2 protein-coding genes are annotated in these 5,174 nt (G+C 72.1%); both read right to left on the bottom strand.

Annotated features, from left to right (window positions below; genetic code table 11):
• Window positions 1-4,985, bottom strand: a 4,985-nt coding sequence (locus M1E25_RS23875) for a type I polyketide synthase (RefSeq protein WP_251419081.1), incomplete at its 3' end; no start/stop codon positions are given.
• Entirely contained in the window at window positions 4,936-5,109 is a 174-nt protein-coding gene (locus M1E25_RS25975; protein ID WP_372501377.1) for a hypothetical protein, read from the bottom strand. The genes M1E25_RS23875 and M1E25_RS25975, both read right to left, overlap by 50 nt.
• Between the last annotated feature and the right edge of the window lie 65 nt (window positions 5,110-5,174).

Genomic DNA, 5,174 nt, shown 5'->3' with positions numbered 1-5,174 from the left:
AACAGCACCGCCGTACGGCCCGTCCGCACCCGCCCCGACACAACCGCCGGATGCGACACACCCGCCGCCAGCGCCTCCAGAGCTGTGAGCCGGGCATCCCGCTCTTCCGCCACGACGACCGCACGGTGTTCCATCGCCCCCCGCGACGTCGCGAGCGAGAAACCGGGGTCGAGAGAGCCCTTCTCGCGCGCAGTCTCGAGCAGGTTCCGCGCCTGGTCCGTCAGTGCCTCCGGCGTCTTCGCGGACAGCACCCAAGGCACCGCGGCCAGTGCCCGGTTCGGCGCCTCGTGCCCCGGCTCGGACAGGTCGGGCGCCTCTTCGACGATCACGTGGGCGTTGGTGCCGCTCAGGCCGAAGGACGAGACACCCGCGCGGCGCGGACGGCCCTCGGCCGACCAGTCGCGGTTGGCCGTCAGCAGTTTCACGTGACCCTCGGTCCAGTCGATCTGGTCCGACGGCTCGTCCACGTGCAACGTCCTCGGCAGCATCCCGTTACGCATCGCCATCACCATCTTGATGACACCCGCCACACCCGCCGCCGCCTGCGTGTGCCCCAGGTTCGACTTCACCGAACCCAGCCACAACGGCCGGTCCTCCGAACGCTCCTGGCCATAGGTGGCCAACAGCGCCTGCGCCTCGATGGGATCACCCAGCCGCGTCCCCGTCCCGTGCGCCTCCACCACATCCACATCCGCGGCATTCAGACCACCCGCGGCCAGCGCCTGCCGGATCACCCGCTGCTGCGACGGACCGTTCGGCGCCGTCAGACCGTTCGACGCACCGTCCTGGTTCAGCGCCGAGCCACGCACCACCGCCAACACCGGATGCCCGTTCGCCCGCGCATCCGACAACCGCTCCAACAGCAGCACACCCGCACCCTCGCCCCAGCCGGTCCCGTCCGCTCCGCCACCGAACGCCTTGCACCGACCGTCCGGGGAGAGACCGCGCTGCTCGCTGAAGTACACGAGCATGTCCGGCGTGGACATCACCGTGACACCACCGGCCAGGGCCAGCGAGCACTCCCCCGACCGCAGCGCCTGCGCCGCCGTGTGCAGGGCGACCAGCGACGACGAGCACGCCGTGTCAACCGTCACGGCCGGCCCCTCCAGACCGAGCGTGTAGGCCACGCGACCGGAGACGATGCTGCCGGCCGTTCCGCCGCCGTAGTCGTGGTACATCACGCCGGCGTAGACACCGGTGCGGCTGCCCTTGAGGGATGCGGCATCCACGCCGGCCCGCTCGATCGCCTCCCAGGACACCTCCAGCAGCAGTCGCTGCTGAGGGTCCATGAGGGTGGCCTCGTTGGGGCTGATGCCGAAGAAGTCCGCGTCGAACTCGGCGGCCTCGTACAGGAATCCGCCGTCGCGGGCGTACGTCCTGCCCGGCACGCCCGGCTCCGGGTCATACACGTCCGGGTCCCAGCCCCGGTCCTCGGGCAGGGGCGCGATGGCGTCCACGCCATCGGCCACCAGCCGCCACAGGTCCTCGGGGGACGAGACTCCGCCCGGGTACCGGCACGCCATGCCGACGATGACGATCGGGTCGTCGTCGGACGCGCGGCGAACCGCTGAGGGGGCAAGATGCGCGGTGCTGCCGTTGTCGAGCCGGTTCATCAGGTGTCCGGCCACCGCCCGAGCGGTCGGATAGTCGAAGATCAGCGTGGCCGGAAGACGCAGGCCGGTCGCCGCGTCGAGCCGGTTGCGCAAGTCGACGGCGGCCAGGGAGTCGAATCCGAGTTCCTCGAAGGCCCGGTCCTCTTCGATCGCGGCGGCGGACGCGTGGCCGAGCACAGCGGCCACGGTGCCCCGGACGAGGTCCAGCACGGCGGCGGTGCGTTCGTCGTCGCCCAGCCCGGCCAGCCGGTCGGCCAGCGCCGAGGCGGCGGGGGCGCCGGTCCGGGCAAGTCGGCGCCCCGGTCGCACCAGAGCGCGGAGCATCGGCGGCACCGCGTCGGCTCCGGATGCGAGGGTCGCGAGGTCCAGCCGGAGCGGAACGGTGGCGGGGATGCCGGATCGCAGGGCGGCGTCGAAGAGGGCGAGACCGCGGTCGGCCGTCAGGGCGGGGGTGCCGGCACGGCGCATCCGCTCCACGTCGGCGGCGGCGAGCCGCGTGCCGAGGCCGGCACCGATGTCCCAGAGACCGAACGCCATGGACACAGCGGGCAGTTCGGCCGCGTGCCGGTGCTCTGCCAGGGCGTCGAGGAACGCGTTGGCAGCGGCGTAGTTGGCCTGGCCGCTCGAGCCCAGGGTGCCGGCGATCGAGGAGAAGAGGACGAATGCGGTCAGGTCGAGGCCGGCGGTGAGTTCGTGCAGGTGCCAGGCCGCGTCCGCCTTGGGGCGCAGGACCGTGTCCATCCGGTCCGGGGTGAGCGACGTGATCAGGCCGTCGTCGAGCAGGCCGGCGACGTGGACGACACCACGCAGGGGGTATGCGGGGTCGATCCGGTCGAGGACCGCGGCCAGGGCCTCGCGGTCCGACACGTCACAGGCCTCGACGAGAACCCTCGCACCCAGCCCGGCCAGTTCCGCGCACAACTCGGCCACGCCTGGCGCCTCCTGTCCCCGACGGCTGGTCAGCACCAAGCGGCGCACGCCGTGTTCGACCACCAGATGCCGCGCCACCAACGCACCCAGCCCACCGGTGCCACCGGTGACGAGCACGGTGCCGTCCGAGTCCCATACGGGGTCGGTGTCCCCGGCGGCGGGACCACGGGCCAGGCGCGGTACGAACACCCGTCCGCCGCGCACCGCCGCCTCCGGCTCGCCGAGCCCCGTGACCAGGTCCGCTGCAACCGGAGGATCCCCGTCCTCGTCCACGTCCAGCAGGACGAAGCGGCCGGGGTGCTCGGCCTGCGCTGCCCGCACCAGGCCCCATACCGGGGACTGGCGTACGTCGACAATGTCGCCGTCGCTCACGGTCACCGCCCCGCGGGTGACGACCACGAGAGCCGCGTGGGCGAAGCGTTCGTCCGTGACCCACCGTTGCACGACGGCCAGCACCTCGTGGGACGCCTGCCGCACCGCGTGGGGAACATCGCTGCCGCCCGGTGCAGCACAGGTGAACACCACGGTGTCCGGGACCGGGTCGTCGGCGCCGAGATCGTTCCAATCGGCCCGGGAGAACGGTGCCTCGCCGGGGTCCGCCGGATGCCAGACAAGTCGGAGAAGCGGATCCTCGGCCCTGCGGGACAGCTGGTCGGCGGACACGGGCCGCCCGACGACCGATTCCACGGTGGCGACCGGCCGGCCGGTGGGGTCGGCGGCCTCCAGGGCGAGACCGTCGGCAGCCGGACGGCTGATCCGCACCCGCAGTGCGGTGGCGGCCGCCGCGTGCAGCGTGATGCCGCTCCAGGCGAAGGGGAGCACGGTACTTTCGCCTTCGGCCCCGTCCACCAGCCCGACGTGCAGGGCCGCGTCGAGGAGAGCCGGATGGATTCCGAACCGCGCGGCCTCGGTGTGCTCCTGCTCGGGCAGGGCGACCTCGGCGAACAGCTCGTCTCCACGCCGCCAGGCCGATCCGAGCCCCTGGAACACGGGGCCGTAGCCGAACCCGCTCTGCCTCAGCTTCTCGTACGCGCCGACGACATCCAGGGGGGTCGCACCCACCGGAGGCCAGACGGTGAAGTCCGTGACCGTGACCGGGGGCTCGTCGGCACGAGGAACCAGCGATCCTTCGGCATGGAGCTTCCAGTCCCGGTCCGGCTCGTCCTCGGCTCGTGCGTACACGCTCACCGCGTGGCGGCCGGAGGCGTCCGCGGGGCCGACGACGACCTGAACAGCGACGCCACCGCGCTCCGGGAGAATCAGCGGGGCCTGGACGGTCAGTTCCTCCAGGTGCTCGCAGCCGACGTGATCGCCCGCCCGGATGGCCAGTTCCACGCAGGCGGCCCCCGGGAAGACGATCGCGTCGCCAATCGTATGGTCGGCCAGCCAGCGCTGGGAGGTGACCGAGAGACGTCCGGTGAGTACGACACCGCCGGACTCGGCGAGCGTCACCACGGCACCGAGCAGCGGATGCTGGGGCGCCTTGAGCCCCGCGGCCGAGACGGCCGCCTCGCTCGTGGCCGAATCCACCCAGTAGCGGGCCCGTTGGAAGGGGTAGGTGGGCAGGTCGATGCGGCGGGCGCCGGTGCCGTCGAAGAACGCGGACCAGTCCACCTCGGCCCCGGTGACGTGCAGCCGGCCCAACGCGGTGACCACGGCTTCGGCCTCGGGGCGGTTACGGCGCACCGCCGCGACCAGCAGGGCGTCGTCGTTCTCCACGCTCTGCTGAGCCAGAGCGGTCAGCACGGCATCGGGGCCGACCTCCAGGAAAGTGCGCACGCCTTGCTGTTCGAGGCCGCGGACGGCATCGGCGAACCGGACCGCCGCACGCACCTGCTCCACCCAGTAGCCGGCATCCAGATCACCTACCGACTCGCCGGTCACCGTGGAGACCACCGGAATGCGCGGCGCCGCGTAGGTCACGCTCTCGGCGACCTCGCGGAAGTCCGCGAGCATCGGCTCCATCAACGGCGAATGGAACGCGTGCGAGACCGTGAGCCGATTCGTCTTACGGCCCTGCCCGGCGAACCGGGCAGCGATCGCCAGCACCTCGTCGTCGGCACCCGAAACGACCACGGACCGGGGCCCGTTGACGGCGGCGATGCTCACCCGCTCCGTCAGATGCGGTGCGATCTCGTCCTCGGTGGCTTCGACCGCCACCATCGCACCGCCCTCGGGCAGCGCCTGCATCAACCGGCCCCGCGCCACCACCAACCGAGCAGCATCCTCCAACGACAACACCCCGGCCACATGAGCCGCAGCCAGCTCACCCACCGAATGCCCCGCCAGCACATCCGGCCGCACACCCCACGACTCCAACAACCGGAACAACGCCACCTCGAACACGAACAGGGCAGGCTGCGCGAACTCCGTCCGACCCAACCGCTCCCCGTCACCGCCCCACACCACCTCCCGCAAAGGCACGTCCAGATGCGCATCCACCGCAGCAGCCANNCACACCCGCCGCCAGCGCCTGAAGGCCCCGCCGCCTCTCCTCCTCATCCGCAGCGACGACACACGCCCGGTACTCGAACGCCGAACGCGCCGTCGCCAGCGACAACGCCACATCCGCCGGGTCGTGCTCCCGCCCGGCATCGAGCAGATTCCGCGCCTGGTCCGCCCGTGCCTCCG

The sequence above is a fragment of the Streptomyces meridianus genome (assembly GCF_023703325.1).
Classification (GTDB): domain Bacteria; phylum Actinomycetota; class Actinomycetes; order Streptomycetales; family Streptomycetaceae; genus Streptomyces; species Streptomyces meridianus.
This window is presented reverse-complemented; position numbering and strand designations above follow the sequence as displayed.